This is a genomic window from Rhizobacter sp. LjRoot28 (assembly GCF_964253025.1).
Taxonomy (GTDB): domain Bacteria; phylum Pseudomonadota; class Gammaproteobacteria; order Burkholderiales; family Burkholderiaceae_C; genus Rhizobacter.
Genome location: NZ_CAXUQC020000001.1, coordinates 2,240,097 through 2,265,893, shown reverse-complemented (window position 1 = coordinate 2,265,893; position 25,797 = coordinate 2,240,097). Strand labels below are relative to the sequence as shown.

The 25,797-nt window shown below is 70.4% G+C and carries 18 protein-coding genes; 10 read left to right on the top strand and 8 right to left on the bottom strand.

Translation table 11 applies throughout. The features are described 5' to 3' along the window. Positions 1-89 precede the first annotated feature (89 nt). From ACSQ2F_RS10445 to ACSQ2F_RS10425, 5 genes are all read right to left on the bottom strand, one after another. The gene (locus ACSQ2F_RS10445) at positions 90-377 is read right to left on the bottom strand and encodes a late competence development ComFB family protein (protein WP_436022450.1); all 288 of its coding nucleotides are present in this window, start codon (positions 375-377) and stop codon (positions 90-92) included. Between the two features lie 138 nt (positions 378-515). Beyond that, entirely contained in the window at positions 516-1,382 is an 867-nt protein-coding gene (gene nadC, locus ACSQ2F_RS10440; protein WP_436022448.1) for a carboxylating nicotinate-nucleotide diphosphorylase, read from the bottom strand. Between the two features lie 20 nt (positions 1,383-1,402). Further along, positions 1,403-2,509, bottom strand: coding sequence for a quinolinate synthase NadA (gene nadA, locus ACSQ2F_RS10435; protein ID WP_436022446.1), 1,107 nt, complete (start codon positions 2,507-2,509; stop codon positions 1,403-1,405). A gap of 249 nt (positions 2,510-2,758) precedes the next feature. Beyond that, a complete protein-coding gene (locus tag ACSQ2F_RS10430; protein ID WP_436022444.1) occupies positions 2,759-3,985 on the bottom strand; it encodes a hypothetical protein in 1,227 nt (408 codons plus the stop codon). A gap of 149 nt (positions 3,986-4,134) precedes the next feature. After that, the gene (locus ACSQ2F_RS10425; RefSeq protein ID WP_436022442.1) at positions 4,135-4,986 is read right to left on the bottom strand and encodes an AraC family transcriptional regulator; all 852 of its coding nucleotides are present in this window, start codon (positions 4,984-4,986) and stop codon (positions 4,135-4,137) included. A 104-nt stretch (positions 4,987-5,090) separates the two neighbouring features. Between ACSQ2F_RS10425 and ACSQ2F_RS10420 the strand changes: the two genes are divergently transcribed. The 8 genes from ACSQ2F_RS10420 (at position 5,091) to ACSQ2F_RS10385 (ending at position 18,736) form a co-directional block, all read left to right on the top strand. Continuing rightward, positions 5,091-6,344 (top strand): MFS transporter, encoded by a 1,254-nt coding sequence (locus ACSQ2F_RS10420; RefSeq protein ID WP_436022440.1) that lies wholly within the window; start codon positions 5,091-5,093, stop codon positions 6,342-6,344. Beyond that, positions 6,341-8,098, top strand: a complete 1,758-nt coding sequence (locus ACSQ2F_RS10415; RefSeq protein ID WP_436022438.1) for a thiamine pyrophosphate-binding protein — start codon at positions 6,341-6,343, stop codon at positions 8,096-8,098. The genes ACSQ2F_RS10420 and ACSQ2F_RS10415 overlap by 4 nt, the downstream gene beginning before the upstream one ends. 198 nt (positions 8,099-8,296) lie before the next feature. After that, positions 8,297-8,782 (top strand): Lrp/AsnC family transcriptional regulator, encoded by a 486-nt coding sequence (locus ACSQ2F_RS10410; RefSeq protein ID WP_436022436.1) that lies wholly within the window; start codon positions 8,297-8,299, stop codon positions 8,780-8,782. Further along, on the top strand, positions 8,779-9,276 hold the full coding sequence (gene rraA, locus ACSQ2F_RS10405; protein WP_436022434.1) for a ribonuclease E activity regulator RraA: 498 nt from the start codon (positions 8,779-8,781) through the stop codon (positions 9,274-9,276). The genes ACSQ2F_RS10410 and rraA overlap by 4 nt, the downstream gene beginning before the upstream one ends. A gap of 140 nt (positions 9,277-9,416) precedes the next feature. Next, on the top strand, positions 9,417-12,833 hold the full coding sequence (gene recC, locus ACSQ2F_RS10400) for an exodeoxyribonuclease V subunit gamma (protein WP_436022432.1): 3,417 nt from the start codon (positions 9,417-9,419) through the stop codon (positions 12,831-12,833). Further along, a complete protein-coding gene (gene recB / locus ACSQ2F_RS10395) occupies positions 12,826-16,461 on the top strand; it encodes an exodeoxyribonuclease V subunit beta (protein WP_436022430.1) in 3,636 nt (1,211 codons plus the stop codon). Before recC ends, recB begins: the two co-directional genes overlap by 8 nt. After that, positions 16,458-18,494, top strand: a complete 2,037-nt coding sequence (gene recD, locus ACSQ2F_RS10390; RefSeq protein ID WP_436022428.1) for an exodeoxyribonuclease V subunit alpha — start codon at positions 16,458-16,460, stop codon at positions 18,492-18,494. The genes recB and recD overlap by 4 nt, the downstream gene beginning before the upstream one ends. A 92-nt stretch (positions 18,495-18,586) precedes the next feature. Further along, positions 18,587-18,736 (top strand): hypothetical protein, encoded by a 150-nt coding sequence (locus ACSQ2F_RS10385; protein ID WP_436022426.1) that lies wholly within the window; start codon positions 18,587-18,589, stop codon positions 18,734-18,736. Between the two features lie 308 nt (positions 18,737-19,044). Here ACSQ2F_RS10385 and serB read toward each other — a convergent pair whose 3' ends face one another. Together serB and mfd are read right to left on the bottom strand one after the other, a co-directional pair. Further along, on the bottom strand, positions 19,045-19,740 hold the full coding sequence (serB, locus tag ACSQ2F_RS10380) for a phosphoserine phosphatase SerB (RefSeq protein ID WP_436022424.1): 696 nt from the start codon (positions 19,738-19,740) through the stop codon (positions 19,045-19,047). A 44-nt stretch (positions 19,741-19,784) separates the two neighbouring features. Beyond that, positions 19,785-23,213 (bottom strand): transcription-repair coupling factor, encoded by a 3,429-nt coding sequence (gene mfd, locus ACSQ2F_RS10375; RefSeq protein ID WP_436022422.1) that lies wholly within the window; start codon positions 23,211-23,213, stop codon positions 19,785-19,787. A gap of 87 nt (positions 23,214-23,300) precedes the next feature. Between mfd and ispD the strand changes: the two genes are divergently transcribed. Together ispD and ispF are read left to right on the top strand one after the other, a co-directional pair. Next, the gene (gene ispD / locus ACSQ2F_RS10370) at positions 23,301-23,993 is read left to right on the top strand and encodes a 2-C-methyl-D-erythritol 4-phosphate cytidylyltransferase (RefSeq protein ID WP_436022420.1); all 693 of its coding nucleotides are present in this window, start codon (positions 23,301-23,303) and stop codon (positions 23,991-23,993) included. Next, positions 23,993-24,493 (top strand): 2-C-methyl-D-erythritol 2,4-cyclodiphosphate synthase, encoded by a 501-nt coding sequence (gene ispF, locus ACSQ2F_RS10365; RefSeq protein WP_436022418.1) that lies wholly within the window; start codon positions 23,993-23,995, stop codon positions 24,491-24,493. The genes ispD and ispF overlap by 1 nt, the downstream gene beginning before the upstream one ends. A gap of 27 nt (positions 24,494-24,520) precedes the next feature. On the opposite strand, the gene ACSQ2F_RS10360 is transcribed toward ispF, so the two are convergent. Continuing rightward, complete coding sequence (locus ACSQ2F_RS10360) at positions 24,521-25,783, bottom strand: ATP-binding protein (protein ID WP_436026792.1); 1,263 nt, start codon at positions 25,781-25,783, stop codon at positions 24,521-24,523. Positions 25,784-25,797 lie beyond the last annotated feature (14 nt).

The window sequence follows — 25,797 nt, the reverse complement described above, 5'->3', positions numbered from 1 at the left end:
CGGCCGCAGCGCGGCAACGCTGACCGCTCAGCGGCGCCGTGCCGCTTCGCGCCGTTGCCGGCCGAGCCTGTGGCCCCGCCGGGCTTGCATCACGAGCGTGCGCGCATGGCCGCCCGGGCCTGGACGAACTGGAAGGCGAAGGCCACCGATTCGCTGATGGCCTTCTCGATCTCGTTGCGCTCCTTCTCGCTGAGGTAGAACGAGAAGTCGACCGCGTGACGGATGTAGCGCGGGGGCAGCCGGTTCAGGGCGACGCAGGCGATGTCGGCCAGCAGTTCACTGCCTTGCAGGTGCGGGTGGTCCGGCAGCGCCGCCAGCACCGCATCGAAGACGGCACGCTCATGGTAGTTGTGGATGGACTCGAAGTCGGCAGTCATGGGTCACGCCTCGCGGCCCCGGGATGGGGCGCTCAAGCATCCACTGTAGGCCGGCCCGCGCTTTCGTGGGAGCCGATAGCGTGACGGCTGCCACGGCCGCGCCGGACACGCGTGCGGCCGCCGGCGCGGTGGGCGGGTTCAGAGCCGCTCGAGCACCCGCATGGAATAGTCGGTCGCGCGCACGTCCTTCGTCAGGCGGCCGATCGAGATGCGGTCGACGCCGGTCGCCGCGATGGCGGCGATCTCGTCGAGCTTCACATTGCCCGACACCTCGAGCAGGGCGCGCCCGGCCGTCACGGCCACGGCCTCGCTCATCATGGGGCGGGTGAAGTTGTCGAGCAGGATGCTGCGCGCGCCGGCGTCCAGCGCCTCGCGCAGCTGTTCGAGCGTCTCCACCTCGACCTGGATGTCCACGCCGGACTGGAGTGCCTGAGCTCGCTGCACCGCTTGCGCCACGCCGCCGGCGGCAGCGATGTGGTTCTCCTTGATGAGAATGCCGTCCCAGAGCGCCATGCGCTGGTTCTTGCCGCCACCCACCCGCACCGCGTACTTCTGCGCCTGGCGCAGGCCAGGCAGCGTCTTGCGGGTGTCGAGCACCGCGCAACCGCGCGGGTTGGTGGAGGCCGAGCCCATGGCGTCGACGTGACGGCGTGTGAGCGTGGCCGTGCCCGAGAGCAGCTGCAGGAAGTTGAGGGCCGGGCGTTCGGCGGTGAGCAGCGCGCGGCCATTGGCTTCGATGTGGCACACGAGGGTGTCGGGCGCCATCAGGGCGCCTTCGTCTGCATGCCAGTCGATGCGCGCGCCCGGGTCGACCGCCGCGAAGCAGCCCTCGAACCAGTCGCGGCCACACAGCACCGCCTCCTCGCGCACCAGCACGCGGGCTCGCACCCGCTGCTCCGCCGGCACGAGCTGCGCGGTCCAGTCCTGCCGGCCCACGTCTTCGAGCAGGGCGTCGCGGATGTTGCGCGTGCGCGCCTGTTCCAGGTTTTCGTTGTAGTCGAACATGAGGCGTGGGAGCAAAAGGGTCAGGCGGCGCCGATGTTCTTGACGAAGCCGGGTTTCTGGATCGCCGAGGGGTTCTGGCGCACGAAGTCGAGCATGCGGTCGATGCAGCCGAGGGCCTGCGAGCGAACGGGTTCGTCGACGGTGATCTCGCCCGTGCCGCGCTCCAGGCAGTCGACCACGCCTTGCAGGGCATTCATGGCCATCCACGGACAGTGTGCGCAGCTCTTGCAGGTGGCGCTGGCGCCGGCCGTCGGGGCCTCGATCAAGGTCTTGGTGGGCGCGAGCTGCCGCATGCGGTGCAGGATGCCGTTGTCCGTCGCCACGATGAAGGCGGGCGCGTCCATCTGCAGCACGGCGTTGAGCAACTGGGAGGTGGAGCCGACCACGTCGGCCTGGGCCACCACGCTTTGCGGCGACTCGGGGTGCACCAGCACCTTGGCTTCCGGGTGCTGCGCGCGCAGCAAGTCGAGTTCGACGCCGCGGAACTCGTCGTGCACGATGCAGGCGCCGTTCCACATCAGCATGTCGGCCCCGGTCTGCTCCTGGATGTAGCGGCCCAGGTGGCGGTCGGGTGCCCAGAGGATCTTCTCGCCCTGGTCCTTCAGGTGCTGCACGATGGCGAGCGCACAGGAACTGGTGACCATCCAGTCGGCCCGGGCCTTCACGGCCGCGCTGGTGTTGGCGTAGACCACCACCTTGCGGTCGGGATGGGCGTCGCAGAAGCGGGCGAAATCCTCGGGCGGGCAGCCGAGGTCGAGCGAGCAGGTGGCGTCCAGGTCGGGCATGAGGACGCGCTTCTCGGGGCTCAGGATCTTGGCGCTCTCGCCCATGAAGCGCACGCCAGCCACCACCAGGGTTCGGGCGGCGTGATCGCGGCCGAAGCGGGCCATCTCGAGAGAGTCGGACACGCAGCCGCCGGTTTCGAGCGCCAGGTCCTGCAGGTCGCCGTCCACATAGTAGTGGGCGACGAGGACGGCATCACGCGCCTTCAGCAGTTCGCGGGCGCGCGCCTTCAGGGCGTCCCGCTGCGGCGGGCTCAGCGGCTCCGGAACCTTGGCCCACGCGTGGGCCGTGCAGCTCTCGCCGCGGGAATCCTGTTTGGTGTAGTCGAAGAGGACTTGGGTCATGGCACTGCGCAGACAGATGGGCACGGCGTGCCCAGTCTTCAATGGTAGCCCAGGGGGCCCGTCATCGCAGGGCAGGGTGCCGGCGGGGCGACCACCGTGCCGCCGCAAGTTTCCCGACGAGGAAGCCACTCGGCCATGGGCGACCCGGCCGGCGCCTCTTCGTTGTCACCGCTCCGGGCCGGGGCAGCAGGCGGCACCTCATGGGGCCGGCCCGCGGAGGCACCTCGGCCTTCCTGGCCCGAACCCAGCTCAGAGACCTTGCTCCGCTTCCATGAGCTTGTAGCGCGCCAGGGCCAGGTTGGTGTGCTGGCGGTCGAGCACCGCGAACAGGAAGAGGCCCGGGTGGTGGGCAACGCTGCGCAGCAGGTGGTGGCGGTCGCCAGCGCTGCTCATGACCTCGTCGACGTGGTCGGCCAGGGCCAGGTCGGCCGCGGCCTGGCGGTGGGCGTGCAGCAGGCGGGCGCTGGCCGCAGCGGCCCGGTCCAGTTGCTCCGGCGGCCCGACGCGGCCGTGTCGGGCCAGCGCGAAGCCGGTGTCGGCATCGACGAGGGCGCAGCCCAGCAGGCCTTCCACGCCGGACAGGATGGACAGCGCGCGCGCCGTCGCCTTCGGATCGAGCGGTGAGCGGGGGCGGGGCTCGGGCATGCGGGCGAAGTCGGCCACCTTGATGGGGAAGCCTTCGAGACCATGTGCGTTGGGCGCCTGGCGCGGCTGCCAGGTCGGAACGCCCTTCACATGGTTCCAGATGCTGAGGAGCGAATTCCAGACCGCCGAGGCGCTGGTCAGCGCCTCGTTCAGGATCTGCACGCGCAGGGCGCCGGGCCACTCCTGCATCGCGATCTTGTTGGCGATCCAGACGGCGTTCGGCGGCAGCATGAAGAGCAGGGTGGGGCAGCGCCAGTTGGGGTGCGCGACCGCGCGTTGCAGTCCGGCGAGCATGTCGTCGATGGCATGGGGTGACATGGCGCCGACGATCACCGCCGTCATGTGGCTGCGCTCCATCAGGGCGAGCGGCACGGCGGCGTTGTCGTCGCCCGGAGCGCGAACGTCGGCGTGGTAGATGCGCACGGTGTCTTCGTTGCGGCGCGCGAGCGTGGTGCGTTCGATGACGGCCAGCGTGCGCAAGGTGCCTTGTTCGCGCAGGTGGAGCTTTTCCACCGGGCGGCCCGTGGCGTCCGACAGCGCCTTGATCACCGCGTTGGCCCAGACGCCGGTCGGGTCGAGCAGGGTGATCTGGCGCTTGGCGCTATCGAGGTCGGCGCGCGTGGTGGCGAAGTGGTCGCGGATGGCCTGGGCGGCCGAGCCCGTGACGACCAGGTCGCTCTGGTGGCTGTCGACCATCTGCCCGTGGTCGTTGACCTCGGTGGCCGTGCTTTCCATCAGGGCGGTGGCGGCGAACCCGCTGTCGTCCGGACCGTGGCCATCGGAGCGGATGGTTCGCAGCGAGCGCAGTTCGCCGAAGAGCGATGAAAGCATGGTCGTCTCCTTCCGGATGCCGTGTGCGTGTGCACTATGTCACGGAAGTCTAGGCCGCGCCGGGCTCGGGCGGGGCGGCGCGATTGTGACCAATCGTTGACGGACGTCAAAAACGCCCGGACGGCCACCGGTCGCCGGGCATGACCCGTTCAGGTGAAGAACCGGCTCGGCGGCGCCCCGACCGACCGCCGCACCATCGCCGTGAAGGCGCTCGGGCTCGCGTAGCCGAGTTCGGCGGAGATGACGGCCATCGGCACCTTGCGGGCGGCCAGGGTCAGTGCCTTGGCGAGCAGCACCTGCTGGCGCCACTGCAGGAAGGTGGTGCCGAGTTCGCTGCGGAAGAGGCGGGCCAGCGTGCGCGGGCTGGCGCCGGTGCTGCGGGCGCCGTCCTCCAGCGTGTGCCAGCGCACGGGGTCCTCGATGACGGCTTCGCAGAGGGCGAGCAGGCGCTTGTCCTGCGGCAGGTCAACGCCCAGGGGAACGGGCTGGGCGTGGCGGAGTTCGTCGAGGATGAGGGCGCTCAGGTGGTGCTCGCGGTCGGTCGCCCGGCCGGGTCCGGGCTCCACCGTCAGCTGCATCACCAGCTCCCGCATCAGGTTGGACACCTCGAGGACTCGGCATTCGCGCCAAGGCGAGTCCGCGCCGTCGCACGCGTCGGGGCCGCAGTGGTGCTCGTCCTGGTACAGGTACAGCGTGCGCAGTTCCGCGTCCTCGACGACGCTCACCACGTGTTCGACGCCGGGCGGGATCCACACCGCGCGCGACGGCGGAACGATGTAGGTGCCCCGGCCGGCGGTCATGCGCACGACACCGGTGACCGAGAAGGCCAGCTGGCCCCAGGGGTGGCTGTGCGGATCGATGCCGGTGTCGGCGCGCAGCTTGCGGGCCTTCGCGCGCACCGGCCGCTCCGCCGTGGGGGCGTAGCGCACCGGGTCGACCGGCGGGACGCTGGCCCGTCGGCGGTCGGGCGAGGGTCGGGTGACGGCGGCAGGGCGGGCCATTGGCTGAATCTCGATAGAAGTTGACAAGTTATCGTAACCCCGCCCGCCGTCCGGCGCCTAGAGTCTGCGCATTCCCTCTCGAGCCCCTTGGGGCACCGCTCCCGATGTCCTCTCCCGCTGCTGTCGTTCCCTGGCGCCAGGATGCCCGCACCATCGGCCTCATCGGCCTGGCGCATGCGTCCTCGCACTTCTTTCACCTGATGCTGCCGCCCCTGTTCCCGCTCTTCATCCGGGACTTCGGGGTGAGCTATGCCGAGCTCGGCCTGCTGGTGACCACCTTCTTCGTGATCTCGGGCATCGGCCAGGCGCTGTCGGGCTTCCTCGTCGACCGCGTCGGTGCACGGCCCATCCTGTTCCTGGCCCTGGGCTGCTTTGCGCTCGGCGCGGTGGCGACGGCCACGGCGGCCGGCTACCCGGGTCTGGTGCTGGGAGCGGCGCTGGCCGGCCTCGGCAATGCGCCGTTCCACCCGGTCGACTTCACCATCCTGAACAAGCGGGTGTCCCAGGCCCGGCTCGGCCACGCCTTCTCGGCACACGGCATCAGCGGCAACCTGGGCTGGGCGTTCGCGCCGGTGTTCCTCACCGGTTTGACCGCGGCGACCGGTTCCTGGCGCATCGCCGCCGGCAGCATGGCGGCCTACGCCGTGCTCGTGATCGGCATCATGTGGTGGAACCGCGATGCGCTGGACGACCGCGCCGGTGCCTGGGCCCATGAGTCGGCGGTGCGTTCCGGGCCAGCCGTGGCGAAGGAACACCCGATGGCCTTCCTGCAGCTGCCGTCGGTGTGGCTGTGCTTCTCGTTCTTCTTCTTCTCGACCTGCGCCCTGAGCGCGATCCAGAGCTTCGCCAGCCCCGCGCTCAAGGACATGTACGGCCTGCCCATCGAGGCCACCGCCTTCGTGGTCACCGGCTACATGCTCTTCGGCGCGGCCGGCATGGTGGTGGGTGGTTTCATGGCCAACCGGGCGGAGCGCCTGGAGAAGATCATCGGCATCTGCCTGCTGGCCTCGGCCGCGCTGCTGTGCTTCGTCGCCTCGGGCGTGCTGCCGGGCATCGTGGCCGCGTCGGTGGCGGCCATCGCGGGTTTCGGCACGGGCCTCGCCGGCCCGTCGCGCGACATGCTCATCAAGCAGGCCGCGCCGCCCGGGGCGACGGGCCGCGTCTACGGCACGGTCTACTCCGGTCTGGACCTGGGCTTCGCCATGGCCTCGCCGATCTTCGGCGCCTTGCTGGACCGCGGCATGCCCGAAGGCGTGTTCTACGGCTCGGCGCTGACACTGGCCATGGGCGTGCTGGCGGCCTCGCTGGTCGGCGTGGGTGTCGCGCAGCGCCGCGGCGCGCTTAAAGTGGCGGCATGACCGCCGGCGCCCCCGACCCATCGCTGACCCCCAGCGCCCCATCCGGCGGCGCACCTGCGCCCCGGCTGGCCGGCCACCTGCTCGTCGAAGCCCTCATCGCGCAGGGCGTGGACACCGTCTTCGGCGTGCCCGGCGAGAGCTTCCTGGCCGTGCTCGACGGCTTCCACGAGCACCGCGACCGCATCCGCTTCATCGGGTGCCGACAGGAGGGCGGGGCGGCCTTCATGGCCGAGGCCCAGGGCAAGCTCACGGGGCGGCCCGGGGTGTGCTTCGTGACGCGGGGCCCGGGGGCCACCAATGCGAGCATCGGCCTGCACACCGCCTTCCAGGACAGCACGCCCCTGGTGTTGTTCATCGGCCAGGTGGCAAGCGACCAGCGCGACCGCGAGGCCTTCCAGGAGCTCGACTACCGGCAGGTGTTCGGCCCGGGAACGCTCGGCTTCGCCAAGTGGGTGGGCGAGGTGCACGATGCCGACCGGTTGCCCGAGTACATCTCGCGGGCCTTTCACACGGCCATGCAGGGGCGGCCGGGGCCCGTGGTGCTGGTGCTGCCTGAGGACATGCTCACACGCATGACCCCCGTGCCGGTGTTGCCGCGCGCGGTGGCCGCCACCAGCTGGCCTGCACCCGGCGTGCTGCGTGACCTGCGGGCCATGTTGATGGCCGCCGAGCGGCCGTTCGTGATCGCCGGGGGCAGCGGCTGGGATGCGGCGGCGTGCGACGCGCTGCAGCGCTTCGCCGAGAACTGGGACCTGCCGGTCGGCTGCGCCTTCCGCTTCCAGGACACCTTCGACAACCGCCATCGCAACTACGCCGGCGACGTGGGCATCGGCATCAACCCGCGCCTGGCACGCCGCATCGCCGAAGCCGACCTGGTGATCGCCGTCGGTCCCCGCCTGGGCGAGATGACCACCGGTGGCTATGCCTTGCTCAAGGCGCCACGGCCGGCGCAGCGGCTGGTCCACCTGCATGCCGGCCCCGAGGAACTCGGGCGGGTGTATGCAGCCGACCTTCTGCTGTGCGCGTCCATGCAGAACGCCGCGAAGGCTCTGGAGACGCTTGCGGCTCCCGTCGCCGTGCCCTGGTCCGCCTGGACCGCGGCGGCGCACGCCGACTACGAAGCCAACCACGTGGCCGAGCCTGTCGAGCCGCTCGACATGGCCGAGGTGATCAAGACCGTTCAGCGGCTCTCGCCGGCCGACACCGTCTACACCAACGGCGCTGGCAACTATGCCGGCTGGCTGCATCGCTTCTGCCGCTATCACGGCCTGCAACATCACGGACGCACCCAGCTGGCTCCCACCTCGGGTGCCATGGGCTATGGCCTGGCGGCCGCGGTGGGCGCGGCCTTGCTGTATCCGGAGCGCACCGTGGTCAACATCGCCGGGGACGGCGACTTCCTGATGACCGGGCAGGAGATGGCCACCGCGACCGGCTACGGCGCGGGCCGGCTCGTCAGCATCGTGGTCGACAACGGCACCTACGGCACCATCCGGATGCACCAGGAGCGCGAGTACCCCGGGCGCGTGAGCGGCAGCGTCTTGTTCAACCCTGACTTCGCCGCGCTGGCCCGGGCCTACGGTTGGCGCGCCGAGAGCGTCTCGACCACGGCCGCCTTCGCCCCGGCCTTCGAAGCGGCGCTGGCCAGCGGACGGCCCAGCCTGCTGCACCTGCGACTGGACGCCGACGTCAGCACCAGCCGCAGCACGCTGACCGCCATCCGCGATGCCGCCCTGGCCCGACGGGCCGGATGACGGGGTGCGCCGCCCAGCGGTGCGTTGGAACAGGCGGTATGATCCGGTTGCGGGCGCTGCCCGCATCGCCGTTCCATCTGAAAGAACCGCAGTCTCGAATGCATTGCGGTCACGGAGCAGTCTTCGCCGTCGGCCACTGATGCCTTCAACGTTCCCGAATGGAACCTTGGGTATGGACTGAACGACTGGAGGCGTCTCTTGCACCCCCACCTGGACGAACACGACACGCGCATCCTCGCCGAGCTGCAGGGCGACGCGCGCCTTTCCATGGCAGAACTCGGCCGAAGGGTGCAACTCAGCCAGCCGGGTGTGACCGAACGGGTGCGCAAGCTGGAATCCGCGGGCGTCATCACGGGGTATGCCGCCACCGTGGATTTCGGCAAGCTCGGCTACGGCATTCGCGCCTTGCTCAGGCTCGGCCGGGGCGAGTCGGCCCGGGTGACCAAGCTCGTGCAGCAGACCCCCGAGGTGGTCAATGCCTACAATGTGGCGGGAGAGGGCAGCTGGCTGCTCGAGATCGCCGTCGTGGACGTGCCGCACCTCGATGCCGTGATCTCGAAGTTCGGCCTGCTGACCGATGTGTCCACCGCCGTCATCCTGAACGCCCTCCGGGAGCACGAGCCGATGCTGCCGGCGCGTCGGGATGACGCCCGAACCTCCATCAGGAAAGTCTCCATCGCATGACCACCTCCTTTGCCACGTGTGACCTCTGCGACGCTCACAAGGGCAGCACCGACGGCCGCTTCCGCGTGCTCGCGCCCGTCTTCCACGACTACGGCCAGCGCCGCAAGTTCGCCGGCCCGGTGGTGACCGTCAAGTGCTTCGAGGACAACTCCCTGGTGAAGCAGGCTTTGGAATCCCCTGGCGAGGGGCGGGTGCTGGTGGTCGATGGCGGCGGGTCGCTGCGCCGCGCGCTGATCGGCGGCAACATCGGTGCGGCAGCGGCTCGCAACGGCTGGGCCGGCGTGGTGGTCGACGGCTGCGTGCGGGATGCCGCCGAGCTGGCGGTGTGTGACGTCGGCATCCGCGCGCTCGCGCTCATGCCGTGGCCCACCGAGCGGCGCAATGAAGGCCAGCGTGACCTGCCGGTGATGATCCAGGGCACCCCCGTCCGCCCGGGCGACTGGCTCTATGCGGACGAAGACGGCATCGTGGTCTCGGCCGAAGCCCTGACCTGAGCGCATCCTTCGACTCGACCCCCGGCGAGGGGGCTCGCTGGCTCACCTGGCGAGCCAGCGCCGGGTGATCATGAGCGCATGCGCAGGCCCATCACCGAGAATGCCGCTTGCATCCGCCCTCGAACGAGTCCCACCCGCCCATGACCTCCGACGTCCAGCCAGGCCTGCTCGTGCTGCACGGCAACCGCTCGGAGCTGTTGCGTGATGCGCTCTTCGAGTGGATCCAGCGCCAGCCACTGGAGCCGCTCGAGGAAGAGGTGTTCCTCGTGCAGAGCAACGGCGTGGCCGAGTGGCTCAAGATGGCCCTGGCCGAACGGCTTGGCGTGTGCGCGGCGACGCGGGTGGAGTTGCCCGCCCGCTTCCTGTGGCGAACGTACGCGCAGGCGCTCGGCCGGGATGCCGTGCCGCCGGTGTCGCCGTTCGACAAGACCGCGCTCACCTGGCGCCTGATGGCGCAACTGCCCGACTTGCTCGAGCGCGAGGCATTCGAGCCGCTGGCCGGGTTTCTGCGGGGCGACGACATCGTGCGCCGCCTGCAGCTGTGCCAGCGCCTGGCCGACCTGTTCGACCAGTACCAGGTCTACCGGAGCGACTGGCTCGACGCCTGGGAGCACGGGCGCGACCTGCTTCCGCGGCCTGGCGCGAACGCTGCACCGGTGCCGGCCGACCAGCGGTGGCAACCCGCGCTCTGGCGCGAGTTGATCGGGGGCCTGGCGCCCGAGCAGCGCGCGGGCATTCGCCCGCAATTGCACCGGCGTTTCGTCGAGGCGATGGAGCGGGGCCAGGCCCCGGCCGCCCCTGTGGCGCGCCGTGTGGTGCTGTTCGGCATGTCGCACCTGCCCATGCAGACCCTGCAGTCGCTGGCGGCCCTGTCGCGGCGGGCCCAGGTCCTCATGGCGGTACCCAACCCCTGTCGCTACCACTGGGCCGACATCCTCCAGGGCCGTGAAGCCCTCCGGCTGCCGCGGCATCGGCAGCCGCTTCGTGAGGGTCGCGACCTGGCGGCCGTGCCGCTCGAGGACATGCACCTGCATGCCCATCCCCTGCTGGCCGCCTGGGGACGCCAGGGCGGCGACTTCATCCGCCAGCTCGATGCATTCGACGACGTGCAGGCCGCTCGGGCGCAGGTGCCCTTGCCGCAGGTGGACCTGTTCGACGACGGTCCGGGCGGGTCCCTGCTGGAGCAGGTGCAGGCGGCCATCCGTGACCTGGTCCCTCTGGCCGAGCACCCGCGGGTCGATGTGCCGCCGGCCGATCGGTCCATCGTCTTCCATGTGGCCCACAGCGCCCAGCGCGAGGTGGAGGTGCTTCACGACCAGCTGCTCGCCTTGCTGGCCGCACCGCCCGCCGCCGGCCAGGCGCCGCTCAAGCCACGCGACATCGTGGTGATGGTGCCCGAGATCGAGCGCTTCGCGCCTTCCATCCGTGCGGTGTTCGGCCAGTACGGCCGGGGTGATGCCCGGCACATCCCCTACGACATCGCCGACGTGAGCGAGCGGGGAACCAACCCGCTCGTGATGGCGATCGAATGGCTCATGCGCCTGCCCCAGGAGCGTTGCCGCCTGAATGACGTGCGCGACCTGCTGGATGTGCCCGCCATCGCCGGCCGCTTCGGCATCGGCGAGGACGACCTGCCCCTCCTCACCGCGTGGATGTCGGGCGCCGGCGTGCGTTGGGGCCTGCACGGCGCGCAACGGGCCGACCTCGGCCTGGGGGCCTGTGGCGAGCAGAACACCTGGCTGTTCGGCCTGCGTCGCATGCTGCTGGGCTACGCGAGCGGGTTGGTGTCGGCCGGCGTGCCGTTCGAAGGCATCGAGCCGTATCCGGAGGTGGGCGGGCTCGAGGCGCGGCTCGCCGGATCCCTCGCCGCCCTGGTGGATGCGCTGGCCTCGTGGTGGCAGGCGGCGGTGATGCCCGTCACCCCGGGTGAATGGGCCGAGCGCTTGCGCGGCCTGCTGGTGGCCCTCGTCAAGGCCGAGGACGAGCGGGACCGCCTGGTGCTCGGCGCACTCGACGACGCGCTGCGCCGCTGGCTCGAAGCCTGCGACACGGCCGGTTTCGATGAGCGCCTGCCGCTCGCCGCGGTGCGCGAAGCGTGGTTGTCGGGCCTTGACGAACCCGGCGTCGGCCGCCGCTTCCTCGGGGGTGGGGTCACGTTCTGCACCCTGATGCCGATGCGCTCCATCCCGTTCGAGGTGGTGTGCCTGCTCGGCATGAACGACGGCGACTACCCGCGCTCCACCACGCGCAGCGACTTCGACCTCATGGGCCTGCCCGGCCAGTCACGTCCCGGGGACCGGTCGCGGCGTGACGACGATCGGCAGCTCATGCTGGAGGCGGTGCTGTCCGCCCGCCGCGTGCTCTACATCAGCTGGACCGGCCGCAATGCACGCGACAACAGCGAACTGCCGCCCTCGGTGCTGGTGTCCCAGTTGCGCGATCACCTGCAGGCCGGCTGGTCCGGCCCGGTGCTCGCCGACCGCACCATCGAGCACCCCTTGCAGCCGTTCAGCCGGCGCTACTTCGAGGGCGGGGCGCTTTTCACCCACGCACGCGAGTGGCGGGCCGCGCACGAAGGCCGTGATGGCGACGCGCATGCGTTCGTTCCGGTGCCGCTCGAACGCACGGTGCCGCTGTCGATCGATGCCTTGCTCGCATTCCTGCGGCACCCGGTCCGCGAGTTCTTCCGCCGCCGGCTCGGCGTGGTGTTCTCCGACCGTGACGCCGTGCCGGAAGACGAAGAGACCTTCAGCCTCGACGGTCTCGAGGAGTACCAGCTCGTGCGCGAGCTCATCGCCGACCCGGGCGACGGCGACGTCCAGGCGCTTCTCTCGCGCCGGGCCGACGCCTTGCAGCGCGCGGGGCGCCTGCCCATCGGTGCGCTTGGCGAACGCCGCCAGGCGGAGCTCGTGCAATCGGTCGCACCGATGCTGTCGCGCTGGCGGGAGGTGCTGGGCACCTACGCCGCGCCGGCCGCCAAGCTGCCCATTCGGCACGAGGCCGACGGCGTCGTGCTGGAGGACTGGCTCGATGGCCTGCGCAGCGACGGCACACGCATCGTCTGGGTGGCCCTCATGCCGAACCGCCTGCTCGCTGGCGGCCGGCCGCCGACGCCGCGGGCGGACCAGCTCATGCTGGCCTGGGTCCGTGCCCTGGTGGCCGGAGCGGCCGGGGTGCCGGTGGCCGGGGTGATGGTCGGGCGTGACGCAAGCCTGATCGTCGAGCCGGTCGCTCGGGCAGAGGCTGCCGACCAGCTCGACGTGCTGATGGCCGCCTGGCGGGCCGGCATGGCCGAACCCTTACCGGTGGCCTTGAAGACGGCGCTGGCCCATGTCGCCGACCCCGCCCGCGCGAGCGCCGCCTACGAGGGCAGCGCCCATGCCGAGGGAGAGGTGGCGGACACCGCGCTCGCGCGCACTTATCCCGACTTCGAGCACCTCGTCGCGGATGGCCGCTTCGCCACATTCGCGGAGAGTCTCTACGGCCCGCTGGTCACCTGGATTGCCACTTCCGTGCAGGTGGTCCCGCACGGACAGATCGGGGGCACCGATGAGTGACGCCGTGGACCTGTCGACATCAGGCAGCGAGCCGCTGCGGCCGCTCGAACTGCCGCTGTGGGGCAGCCGGCTCATCGAGGCCAGCGCCGGCACGGGCAAGACGTGGACCATCGCCGCGCTCTACCTGCGCCTGGTGCTCGGACACGGCGGGCCGGATCAGGCCTTCGCCCGACCACTCGCGCCGGCCGAGGTGCTGGTGCTGACCTTCACCCGGGCGGCGACGCGCGAGCTGTCCGACCGGATCCGCGCGCGCCTGCTGGAGGCGGCGCGCTGCTTCCGCGGCGAGACCGAGCCGGGCGATGACTTGCTCCAAGCCTTGCTGGCCGACTATCCGGATGGCCCGGCGCGAACCGCGGCCGCATGGCGCCTGGCCAGTGCGGCCGAGGGCATGGACGACGCGGCGGTGTTCACCATCGACGCCTGGTGCCAGCGCATGCTGCGCGAGCATGCCTTCGACAGCGGCAGCCTGTTCGACGAGGAACTCCTGCCCGACGATGGCGGTCTGCGTGAGGAGGCCGTGCGCGACTACTGGCGTCAGCACCTGTACCCGCTCAGCGCGACGCAGCTCGATGTCGCGCTGTCGGTCTGGAAGGATGTCGGCGCCCTGGCCGAGGACATGCGCAACCTGCTGCGCCATGCGCCGGTCGATGCCCGGAGCGAACCGCTGGGCGACCTGATCGACCGGCTGGGCCAGGCCTTCCATGGCCAGAAGCCGCGATGGGCGCAGCGGGTCGACGCGATGCGGCGTTGGCTGCATGCCCAGTGCGAAGCCAAGCGGTTCAACGGCACCAGGCTGCGACCTGCGCTGTTTGAACCCTGGCTCGACGCCTTGCTGGCCTGGGCGCCGACGCCGCAGGCGCTGGTGGCGGCCATGAAGACCGGCGCCCGTCGTCTCGTCCCCGATGGCCTGCACGAGGCCTGGAAAGGCCCGGAACCCTTGCAGGTGCCGGCTGACTTCGAGGCCTTCGCGACTCTGATGGCCGAGCCGTCCTGGGGGCCGCAACTGCGGCTTCATGCGGCCGCCCATGTGGCGCGCCGGGCGCAGCACCTCAAGCAGCAGTCCGGCCGCTTCGGCTTCGAGGACATGCTTGAACGGCTCGATGCCGCGCTGCACGGCCCCAACGGCGAGCGCCTGCGCCATCGCATCGTCACCCAGTATCCGGTGGCGCTGATCGACGAGTTCCAGGACACCTCGCCGATCCAGTACCGGCTCTTCGACCGGCTGTACCGCACCGCCGAGAACGACGCCGGCACGGCCCTCATGCTGATCGGCGACCCGAAGCAGTCCATCTACGGATTCCGTGGCGCCGACATCCACAGCTACCTGGCCGCGCGCCGCGCCACGGCGGGTCGCCACTACGTCCTGGGCACCAACCACCGCTCCACCGCGGGGGTGGTCGAGGCCATCAATCAGCTCTTCCTGCGCGCGGAGGAACGAAGCGGCGCGGGCGCGTTCCTGTTGCGCGAGGCCGCCGGGAATCCTTTGCCGTTCCTGCCGGTGGCGGCCCGTGGCCGCGACGAGCAGCTGCAGACCGCGGCCGGGCCGGTGCCACCGCTCACGCTGTGCGTCGACAACGAACTGCTGGACGGCCGCAGCAGCCAGCGGCGGTTCGCTGCGGCCTGCGCCGAACGCATCGTCACCTGGCTCAACGATGCGCAGGCAGGGTTCATGTCAGGCGACGGCGCGCTGAGACGACTGCGGCCCGCCGACATCGCGGTGCTCGTGCGCACCGGACGCGAAGCCGAAGCCGTTCGGCGCGAGCTGCGGCGCCGGCAGGTGGCCTCGGTGTTCCTCTCCGACCGCGACTCGGTGTTCGCCAGCGTCGAAGCGCAGGACCTGCTTCGCTGGTTGCGGGCGGTGGCCTTGCCCCTGGATGCGCATCTGGTGCGAGCGGCGCTGGCAACCCGCACCATGGCACGCACCCTGGAGGAACTCGCCACGCTGGCCGACGACGACACCGCGTTCGACGCCCGCACCGAACAACTGCGCGAGCTGCACCGCATCTGGCTCAGCCAGGGCGTGCTCACCATGCTGCGCCAGACCTTGCACGCCTTGTCGCTGCCGGCGCGCTGGCTGGGTCAGCCCGATGGAGAGCGCCGCCTCACCAACTACCTTCACCTGGCCGAACTGCTGCAGACCGCCAGCGCCCACCTCGACAACGAGCATGCGCTGGTGCGCTGGCTGGCCGACCGCCTCGCCGACCCGTCCGAGGCCGCCGACGAACAGATCGTCCGGCTGGAGAGCGACGCCGACCTCGTCAAGGTGGTGACCATCCACAAGAGCAAGGGACTGGAGTACCCGGTGGTGATGCTGCCCTTCGCCACCGCGGTCCGCTCGGCCCGGCCAGGCGGCCTGACCACCATCGAGCTCGTGGGCGACGACGCGGCCCGTGAACTGCACCTGGAGCCCAGCGACGATGTCGTGCAGCGCGCCGACCGCGAGCGCCTGCGCGAGGACCTGCGCCTGCTGTACGTCGCCGTCACGCGGGCCCGGCATGCCGTGTGGGTGGGCGTGTCGCCGCTGAAGGTGGGCAACTCCCAGGACTGCGTGGCCCATCGCAGCGCGATCGGCTACCTGCTGGGTGGCCCGGGACAGATGGAGGTGGATCACCTGCTGTCGGCAGTGCAGGCCGTGGCCGCGGCCAGCCCCGACATCGTGGCGGTGAAGGTGGATGTGGAGCCGGTGCGCACCCGGCTCAAGGCGCACGAAGTGCTGCCGCCGCTGCAGCGGCCCGTGCCCTACGCGGCCGCGTTTGAACGCCGCTGGACGGTCGGCAGCTTCTCGGCCATCGTGCGGCACATCGCCAGCGCCCCCATGCCGGCGTTGGCGGGCGCCGTGCGGGAAGACGAGGTGCTCCTGCTCGACCAGCCGGCGGCGCCCGGCCCGGTGGTGGCCGCCCAGCCCTGGCACACCTTCCCGCGAGGCGCGATGCCGGGCAACTTCCTGCACGACCAGCTGGAGTGGCTGGCCGCCGAGCAGTTTGCGTTGGCGGACGCCACCGTGCTCGAAGAGCGTTTGCGCCGTCGCTGCGAGCGCCAGGGCTGGGGCCACCGGGCCGATGAGGTCGTCACCTGGCTGCGCGACGTGGTGTCCCGGCCGCTGCCGCCAGTGGGTGCGTCGCTCGGTGAGTTGGAGCGGCTGTTGCCCGAAATGGAGTTCTGGTTCCCGAGCGATGCCTTGCCCACCGCCGAAGTCGATTGGCTCTGCCAGCTCCATCTGCTGGACGGCCACGCGCGGCCGCAGCTGCCCGCGCGCGAGTTGCAGGGCATGCTGATGGGGTTCGCCGACCTGGTGTTCTTCCATGGCGGCCGCTACTGGGTGCTCGACTACAAGTCGAATGCCCTGGGGACGCGGGATGCCGACTACACCCACGCGGCCCTGGCGGCCTCGATGGCGGAGCATCGCTACGACGTGCAGGCGGGGCTCTACCTGCTGGCCCTGCATCGCTTGCTGAAGGCCCGGCTGGGCCGACGCTACGACCCTGCGCGCCAGCTCGGTGGGGCGGTGTACCTGTTCCTGCGCGGCGTCCATGGCCCGGCAGGCGGGTGCTACCACGTGCCGCCGGACGCCGACTTCCTCGATGCGCTCGACCAGGCCTTCGGCCCAAGCGGGGAGGGCGGGCCATGAGCGGCATCCAGATGGACGCCTTCGAGGACCTGCTTCCGCCGGAGCGCCGCCCGCCGCTCTCCGCAGCCGAGCTTCTGGCGGAACTGCACCGCTGGGCCGACGCCGGCTGGCTGCGCCACCTCGACCACATGTTCGCCCGCTTCGTGCACGAGCTGTCTCCCCATGACCCGGCCCCGGTGCTGGCTGCCGCCGCGCTGCTGGTGCACATGGAGGGGCGGGGCCACACCTGCCTGGTGGTCGAGGAGGCCGTGCTGCGCCTGGAGGAGCTGACCGGCTGGAGCGGTCCGACCCTTGAAGCCTGGCGCGCGATCGCGACGCGCTTGCCGCGGTCGGCGGCCGATTGGCAGGCGGCGCTGCGGGCGTCGCCGATGATCGACGACGGACAGCCGCTCGCGGTGACCGTTCCGGATGACGACGCCCAGACAGGGGCGCCGCAGGGCGCGGCGCCGATGGTGCTCCACGGCGGCCGCCTTTACCTTCGGCGGCACTGGATCGACGAGCAGCGTGTGGCGCGGCAGGTGCGCTCCCGCGTAGCGGCCCCCGCGGCCGTCGACGAGGGCGCTGCACGGCGGTGGCTGGATGCCCTGTTCGACGCGTCGTCCGAAGGCGCTGCGTTCGATTGGCAGAAGTTCGCCTGCGCCGTGGCGCTTCGCTCGCGCATGTCGGTGATCACGGGCGGGCCCGGCACGGGCAAGACCTACACCGCCGCACGCCTGCTGGCGCTGCTGTGGGCAATGGACCCGGCGCCCGAGCGCCTTCGCATCGCCCTGGCGGCCCCCACCGGCAAGGCCGCTGCGCGACTGAAGCAGTCGATTGCCTCGGCCCTGGTCGACCTGCAGTCCCGGGTGGGCGACGCGCTGGCCTTGACCGAATGGGCCTCCCACCTGGAGAGCGCCCGCACCTTGCACTCGCTGCTGGGTGCGCGCCCGGACACTCGGCGTCTGCAGCGCGATGCGGCGCATCCTCTGGATGTCGACGTGCTCCTGGTGGACGAGGCCTCCATGGTGCACCTGGAGATGATGGCCTCGCTGCTCGACGCGCTTCCGCCCGGCGCGCGCATCGTGCTGCTCGGAGACAAGGACCAACTGGCTTCGGTGGAGGCCGGGGCCGTGCTCGGTGACCTGTGCCGTGGTGCCGAGCACGGCCACTACGATGCCGAGACCGCCCGCTACGCCGAGGTGGTGACCGGACAAGCGTTGCCACCGGGATTTGCGCGCGGCGGGCCGGCGCTTGCACAACAGACGGTGATGCTGCGCGAGAGCCGCCGCTTCGATGGGCCCATCGGCCGGTTGGCGATGGCCGTCAACGAAGGCGATGGGGCGCGGGCCGCGTCGCTGCTCCGCACGCCTGCGGCCGAGGGTGTGCTGGCCTGGCCCGGTCACGCCAATGCCCAGGTCGCCGTGCAGTTGGCTGCGGCGGGCTACCGACCCTTCCTCGACCTGCTGGGCCAGCGGCCGGAGGATGCCGGCCATGCCGCGTGGGCGCACGCCGTGCTCACTGCATTCGACCGCTTCCGCCTGCTCTGCGCCGTGCGAGAAGGCGACTGGGGCGTGGAAGGACTCAACGCGGCCGTGCAACGTGCCCTGGCGGCGGACGGTGCCCTGGCGCCGCGCGGCGAGTGGTTCGAGGGCCGGCCGGTCATGGTCACGCGCAACATCGCCAGCGCGGGCGTCTACAACGGCGACATCGGCATCGCCCTCAGGGCACCTGGCACGTCGGGCGCCATCCGCGTCTACTTCCTGGACGGCGATGACGTGCGCTCGATCGGCGTGAGCCGGCTGCCTGATGTGGAGACGGCCTTTGCGATGACAGTGCACAAGTCGCAGGGCTCGGAGTTCGAACACACGGTGCTCGTGTTGCCGGAGGCCCCCAGCCGCGTGCTCACGCGCGAGCTCGTCTACACCGGCATCACCCGGGCCCGCAAGCGGTTCACGCTGGTGACGGGCCGGGAGCGCGCATTCGCGGAGGCGCTGGGCGAGCGCACGCGCCGGTTCAGCGGCCTGCTGGAGGCGCTGGAAGGCCCGTCCGGGTAGGGTGAGTTGCATCAAGGATCGCTGGCTCGGGGGCGCCGGGGGGCCTCGCGTACCTGTATCCTTGAGGGTTCAACCAACTCAAGAGGATTGCAATGGCATTGGCAAAGAAGAAGCGCGTCGGCAAGAGAACCATTTCGGCAAGCCAGGTCCGCAAGACCGCCAGCGGCCGCAAGCGTCGCAAGGCCGACGGTACGCAGCCGCGCAAGGTGGTGTTCCCCACCCCGGCACCCGCAGCGTCCTGAGGACCTGCCGATTCCCCGCAAGCCATGGCCTTGCAACGCGGTCGCCGCGGCGCAGGAACGATGGCGTGGTGACTCGGGCAGGGCGGTCGACGAACGTCGCCTGCCCGCCTTCGCCGGCGTCCTGAACGGACGATCGGCGGGCTCGGACCGGCGGTTCGAGCCCGCATCCCTTCGGGGATGACCCGGTCCACGGGCGAAACCCCATCAGCCCGGTACGCTTTCCCTGACTCGCTGGGTGCGCCACCCTGCGCCACACGCACTCCGGCAACCGGTGTGCGTGCGCCGCCTCGACCCTGATCAGCGCAAGATCAGCGCAGCACTTCGAGCAGCCGGTCCAGGCCGCCCAGGTTGATCGCCACCATCGCCTGCTCGCGCACCTTGGGCTTGGCATGGAAGGCCACCGACAACCCGGCCGCCGACATCATGGGCAGGTCGTTGGCACCATCCCCCACGGCAATGGCCTGCGACGGCTCGCAGCCGGCTTCCTCACAGGCCCGCAGCAGCTGCCGGCGCTTCTCGGCACCATCGACGATGTCGCCGATGACCTCGCCGGTGAGCAGGCCGTCCTCGACGCCGAGCACGTTGGACTGGGCGCGGTGGATCTGCAGCCGTTCGCGCACGCGGTCGGCAAAGAAGGTGAACCCCCCCGAGACGAGCAGGCTGCGCAAGCCGGCCCGGTGCACGGCCGTCAGCAACGCCTCGGCCCCGGGGTTCAGCCGCAGGCGGTCGGTGTAGACCTGGTCCAGGAAGTCCGCCCGGACGCCCTTGAGCAGGGCGACCCGGCGGCGCAGGCTGTCCTTGAAATCCGTGATCTCGCCCCGCATGGCCGCCTCGGTGATGGCCGAGACCTCGGCCTTCTTGCCGGCGGCGTCGGCGATTTCGTCGATGCACTCGATGTTGATCAGCGTCGAATCCATGTCGAAGGCGATGACCTTGAAGCGGTCGAGTTCGAGCGGCGGCTGAAAGCCCTGGATCACGAGGCCGGGGCTGATTTCGGTGGTCATGGCGCGAAGGGTGTTGGACTGCGGGGAAGGGCGGGTCTGGCGGCTCAGGCTTCCACCTTGGGCGTGCCGAGCTGGCGCAGCACGTCGCGCACCAGTTGGGCCCGTTCCTTGGGGTCCTTGGTGGCGCGCTCGATGCGCAGCTTGTCGTTGCCGGCGAGCTTGATGTGGCGGTTCTTCTGCACGAGCTCGATGATGCGGATGGCATCCACCGGCGGGTTGGGGCGGAAGCTCAGCACCATCAGCGCGGGGGCCGCGTCGATCTTGATCACGCCGTACGGCTTGGCCAGCACGCGCAGGCGGTGCACATCGAAGAGAGTCTGGCCCTGGGCGGGCAGCTTGCCGAAGCGGTCGGTGATCTCCTCGAGCATGGCGTCGATCTGGTCGGCCTTCTCGGCCGAGGCGAGCCGCTTGTAGAGGCTCAGGCGGGTGTGCACGTCGCCACAGTAATCGTCGGGCAGCAGGGCCGGCGCGTGCAGATTGATCTCGGTCGTGACGGACAGGGGCGAGAGCAGGTCGGGCTCGCGACCCGCCTTCAGCGAGCGCACGGCTTCGGCCAGCATCTCGTTGTAGAGCTGGAAGCCGACCTCCATCATGTTGCCGCTCTGGTTGTCGCCCAGGACCTCGCCCGCGCCGCGGATCTCGAGGTCGTGCATGGCGAGGTAGAAGCCCGAGCCGAGCTCCTCCATGTTCTGGATGGCTTCCAGCCGCTGCGAGGCCTGCTTGGTGAGGCCCTCGACATCGGGCACCAGCAGGTAGGCATAGGCCTGGTGGTGCGAGCGTCCCACGCGGCCGCGCAGCTGGTGCAGCTGCGCGAGGCCGAACTTGTCGGCGCGGCTGATGACGATCGTGTTGGCGCTCGGCACGTCGATGCCGGTCTCGATGATGGTGGAGCACAGCAGCACGTTGTGGCGCTGGGCCACGAAGTCGCGCATGACATGCTCCAGCTCGCGCTCGGGCATCTGGCCGTGGGCGATGGCGATGCGGGCCTCGGGCACCAGTTCCTGCAGCTTCTGCAGCCGGTTGCCGATGGTCTCGACCTCGTTGTGCAGGAAGTACACCTGGCCACCGCGCTTGAGTTCGCGCAGCACGGCCTCGCGAATGGTGCCGCTGCTTTCGTTGCGCACGAAGGTCTTGATCGCCAGGCGGCGCTGCGGCGCCGTGGCGATGACGCTCAGGTCGCGCAGGCCCTCGAGCGCCATGCCGAGCGTGCGGGGGATCGGGGTGGCGGTGAGCGTGAGCACGTCGACCTCCGCGCGCATGGCCTTCACCGCCTCCTTGTGGCGCACGCCGAAGCGGTGCTCCTCGTCGATGATGAGCAGGCCCAGGCGCTTGAACTTCACGCTCTGGCTGATGAGCTTGTGGGTGCCGACCACGATGTCGATCGTGCCGTCCTCGATGCCTTCGAGCGCGGCCTTGATTTCCTTGGCGGAGCGGAAGCGGGAAAGTTCGGCCACCTTCACCGGCCACTTGCCGAAGCGGTCCGAGATGTTCTGGTAGTGCTGCTCGGCGAGCAGCGTGGTCGGCGCGAGGATGGCGACCTGCTTGCCGGCGTTCACCGCGACGAAGGCAGCGCGGAGGGCGACCTCCGTCTTGCCGAAGCCCACGTCGCCGCACACCAGGCGGTCCATGGGCTTCGGGGAGATCATGTCCTGGATGACCGCGTGGATGGCGGCCTTCTGGTCGGGCGTCTCCTCGAAGCCGAAACTGGCGGCGAACGCCTCGTAGTCGTGCGGCGTGAAGCGGAAGGCATGGCCTTCGCGGGCGGCACGGCGCGCGTAGAGGTTGAGCAGTTCGGCCGCGGTGTCACGCACCTGTTCGGCGGCCTTGCGGCGGGCCTTGTCCCACTGGCCCGAGCCGAGGCGGTGCAGCGGCGCTTCGTCGGCGCTCACGCCGGTGTAGCGGCTGATGAGGTGCAACTGGGCCACCGGCACGTACAGCGTCGCCTTGTCGGCGTACTCCAGGTGCAGGAACTCGCTCGGACCGTCGCCCAGGTCGATGTTCATCAGGCCGACATAGCGGCCGATGCCGTGGTTGGCGTGCACCACCGGGTCGCCGACCTTGAGCTCGGACAGGTCCTTGATGAGCGCATTGACGTCGCTGACCTGCTCCTGCTTGCGGCGCCGGCGGGTGGTCGGCGTCGTCGCGAAGAGTTCGGTCTCGGTGACGAACTGGATGCCGGGCTCCGTCCAGAAGAAGCCTTCGGCCAGGGGCGCCACGGCGATGGCGAACTTGTCCGCACCGGACTCGAAGGACACCAGGCCCTCGACGCTCGGCGGCTCGATGCGGCTGTCACGCAGCAACTCGAGCAGGCTCTCGCGACGCCCGGCGCTCTCGGCCACGATCAACACCCGGTGCGGAGTGGCCGCGAGGTGCTGCTGCAGGCGCTTGAGCGGCTCCGGCGCGCCCCGGTCGACGCTCAGGTCGGGCAGCGGGCGGGCCCATTCGACGGGCTCCTTCCCGCGCACCGCCAGGGCCGGGTGCACGTTGGCGAGGGTAAAGAAGTCCTCCGGTCGCAGGAACAGGTCCTCGGGCGGCAGGATGGGCCGCTCACGATCGTGCTGCAGGAAGCGGTGACGCTCGCGGGTGTCGGTCCAGAAGCGCTTGAGCGACTCGTCGATCTCGCCGTGCAGCACGAGCGAGGCCTGCTCGCCCAGGTACTCGAAGATGCTGGCGGTGCTGTCGAAGAAGAGCGGCAGGTAGTACTCGATGCCGGCCGTGGCGATGCCGGTGCCGATGTCCTTGTAGACGCGGACCTTCGTCGGGTCGCCCTCCATGCGCTCGCGCCAGCGGGCCCGGAAGGCGGTGCGCGCCTCGTCGTCCATCGGGAACTCGCGACCAGGCAACAGGCGCACTTCCGGCACCGGGTACAGGCTGCGCTGGCTGTCGGGGTCGAAGGTGCGGATGCTGTCGACCTCGTCGCCGAAGAGATCGACGCGGTAGGGCACGAGCGAGCCCATCGGGAACAGGTCGATCAGGCCGCCGCGCACGGCGTATTCACCCGGGGAGACGACCTGGCTCACATGCGTGTAGCCGGCGAGCGTGAGCTGCGCCTTGAGGGCCGCCTCGTCGAGCTTTTCCTTCTGCTTGAAGTGGAAGGTGTAGGCGGCGAGGAAGCTGGGGGGCGCCAGCCGCACCAGCGCGGTGGAGGCCGGCATCAGCACGATGTCGATCTCGCGCTGCTGGATGCGCCACAAGGTCGCCAGGCGTTCGGAGATCAGGTCCTGGTGCGGCGAGAAGGTGTCGTACGGCAGCGTCTCCCAGTCGGGGAAGACGGCGATCCGCAACTCGGGGGCGAAGAAGGCAAGTTCGTCTTCCAGCCGCTGCGTGTCGGCCGGCTCGGCCGTGAAGACGGCGGTCAGGCGCCCGGCGGCCTGCTGCGCTTGGGCGAAGCGCGCCAGCAACAGGGCGTCGGAGGAGCCGACGGAGCGGGGCAGCGTGAAGCGTTTGCCGGGGGCGATGTGGGGTAGCTGCATGCGGATCGACAAAATCAAAACGCCCCGGGCCTGCGGCCAGGGGCGGTGAACGCCGAATTATAGAATTCCCCCTCCCGAGAACGCCCGATGACCGATTCCATTCCCCCAGATTTGTATGCGCTGGTCCCTTGCGCGGGCATCGGCCAGCGCGCCGGTGCCGACGGACCGAAGCAGTACGCCCGCGTGGGCGATCGAAGCCTCGTCGGCCACACGCTCGCTGCGCTGGCTGAGGTTGACCGGCTGAAGGCGGTGCTGGTGGTGCTGAGTCCTGACGACGACCGCTTCGAGGCGAGCGCCCCCGGGCATGCGGCGTGGGTCAGCCGGACGGGGGGCGCCACCCGGGCGGAGACGGTGGCCCAGGGGCTGCGCGAACTGGTGGCCCGAGGCGCCCGTGCCCACGACTGGGTGCTGGTGCACGACGCGGCGCGCTGCCTGGTGCGTCCCGAGTGGGTGGACGCCCTGATCGACGCCTGCCTGCCGGACGAGGTGGGCGGCTTGCTCGCGTTGCCTGTGCCGGACACGCTCAAGCGCGAGCGGGAAGCGAGGGTGGGCGAGACGGTCAGCCGCACCGGCATGTGGCAGGCGCAGACGCCGCAGATGTTCCGGCTCGGTCTCCTTCAGGACGCCCTGGCCACAGCCACGGGCGACGTGACTGACGAGGCCAGCGCCATCGAGGCCACCGGTCGGCGTCCGCTGCTGGTCCCGGGCTCGCTCGAGAACTTCAAGATCACCTGGCCGGCCGATTTCGCGCTGGCCGAACGCCTGCTGAGGACACGCTGATGATGATCAAACCACCGGTGCCGCGCTTTCGTGTCGGCGAGGGATGGGATACGCACGCCCTGGTCGAGGGTCGCAAGCTCATCCTGGGCGGCATCGAGATTCCCCACACGCACGGCCTCCTCGGGCACTCGGATGCGGACGCCCTGTGCCACGCCATCACCGACGCGCTGCTCGGCGGCGCGGCCCTGGGCGATATCGGTCGCCATTTCCCTGACACCAACCCGCAGTTCCAGGGGGCCGACTCGGTGGCCTTGCTGACCGAGGCCGCCCGACGGGTGAGGGTGGCCGGCTGGCAGATCGCCAACGTCGACAGCACGATCGTCGCCCAGGCGCCGAAGATGGCCCCGCACATCCAGGCCATGCGCCAGCGCCTGGCCACGGCCCTCGGCATCCAGCTGGACCAGGTGAACGTCAAGGCCAAGACGGCCGAGAAGATGGGCCCGGTCGGCCGCTACGAGTCCATCGAGACGCGCGCCGTGTGCCTGCTGTTCAAGCCCTGACCCGGCAAGCCACGACCGCTGCGGCGGTCAGGGCGCCTTCTTGAGGCGGATGTGGGCGATGAGCCCGCCGTCCATGGCGTTGGCGATCTCGAAGTGGCCGCCCATGCGCTGCACGGCCTTCTCGACGATCGCCAGGCCCAGGCCGGCACCGGTCGCCGCCGTGCGGGCGGCGTCGCCCCGGAAGAACGGCGTGGTGAGCTGCTTGAGTTTCTCGGGGGCGACGCCGGGACCGTAGTCGCGCACGCTCAGGATCACCCAGGGGCCGGTGCGGGCGTAGGTGACCTGCACGCGGGCGATGCCGGTGTCGGTCGACCGGCCGTAGCGGCGGGCGTTCTCGAACAGGTTCTGGAACACGCGGCCGAGTTCGGTCTCGTCGGCCATGACCTTGGTGTCGATGGCCACCCTGGAGGTGATGCGGATCTGGCTCGGATCGCGGAACCCGGCCATCTCGCGTTCGACCAGGCTGCTCACGTGCACCGGCACGAGCTTGGTTTCGCCCGGGCGCGCGTAGTCCATGAACTTGTCGATGATGGCGTCGAGCTGGTCGATGTCCATCGCCATGTTGCGCTTGGCTTCCTCGTCGTAGACGCTCATCTCCGCCTCGAGCCGCAGGCGTGCGAGGGGCGTGCGCAGGTCGTGCGAGATGCCCGCCAGCATCACGGCGCGGTCCTCCTCCACCTTGGCGAGTTCGCGCGCCATGCGGTTGAAGCCCATGTTCACCTGGCGGATCTCGCTGGTGAGGGTGTTCTCGTCGAGCTGGGATTCGTACTCGCCGTCACGGATGCGGCTGGCGGCGAACGACAGGTCGCGCAGTGGCTGGTTGATCAGGCGGGCGATGCCGGCGGAGCCGACCACCGTGGCCAACAGCGCGATGGTGACCCACAGGATCACGCTGCTGCCGGACATGGGTTGGACCCGGGTGGGGTCGGCCTGCAGCCAGTAGGGGTCGCGGTCGATCGAGAAGCCGACCCACAGGCCACCGATGCCATTGACGCTGCTGGCCACGAGGGTGTCCGGGCCGAGCTTGGAGCGCAGCTCGGAACCGATGGCACGGGAGAAGCGGTCCTGCTCGAAGGGATCCCATTTGTCGCCCGGCTCCCGGGGCAGCACCTTGACCGCTTCGCCCGCCGAGATCGTCTTGACCAGGGTGACGCGTTCGACGCCGTCCACGTACTGCAGCGCCGAGCGGCTCAGGTTGACGAGGCTCGCGATCTGCTGCGCCGACTGCACGGCGCGCGGCTCGAACTCGAGTGCGCGGAAGGTCTGCACCCAGGCAAAGACACCGCCCATCAGCAGCACGGCCA